Consider the following 614-nt stretch of genomic DNA (forward strand, 5'->3'; position numbering starts at 1 on the left):
ATGATGCAGCCGCCGTCGCGGGCGACGATCGCTTTGCGCTGGGTGGGGGTGAAGCAGCGTTGGATGCTGCGCAGCTCCAGGATGCGCCCTTCGGGACTGAACACGGCGCGGAGGATGTCGCCGGTGCACCCGATCCGGCGGGCCACGGTCGCGGGGACGGGCGCGTCGACCCCGTCGAGGTGCGCGACGCCGTGCCGGCCGGTGTCGGTGGGGTTGGTGGTGGTGAGGTCGTCGGCGGTGATGTGGATCATCACGGTGGGGGCGGCGCCGCCCAGGGTGGGGGTCTCTGCGGCGCGTGAGGCGGCCTGGATCATCGCGAAGAACGCGTCGTGCCGCTTCTGTCCGGGTGAGCGGGTGTCCGGCATGACCGGACCGAACTCCGCCGCGCCCGGGTCGTTGCTCAGATCGACTTCGTCTGAGCCCGTGTCGCGGGTTTCGGTGAAGGTGACGTGGCGGGCGGGGTTGGTGTGGGCGGAGAGGAGGTTCTGCAGGAGCGCGCCGGCTTCGGGGACGAGGGTCCCGTTGACCCGGAAGGCCCCGCTGGGCAGGGGTGTGAGGGTCAGGGTGCGGTCGCGTTCGGGCCGGTCGGGGTCGGGTTCGGTGCCGTCGGCGGT

The 614-nt window shown here is 72.1% G+C and carries 1 protein-coding gene; it reads right to left on the reverse strand.

Features of this window, described 5'->3' with window-relative positions; genetic code table 11:
• A partial coding sequence (locus tag ACWXWW_RS17845) for a DUF222 domain-containing protein (protein WP_455971329.1) occupies nt 1-614 on the reverse strand: 614 nt, incomplete at both ends.

It is taken from the genome of Microbacterium sp. KNMS (assembly GCF_053851835.1).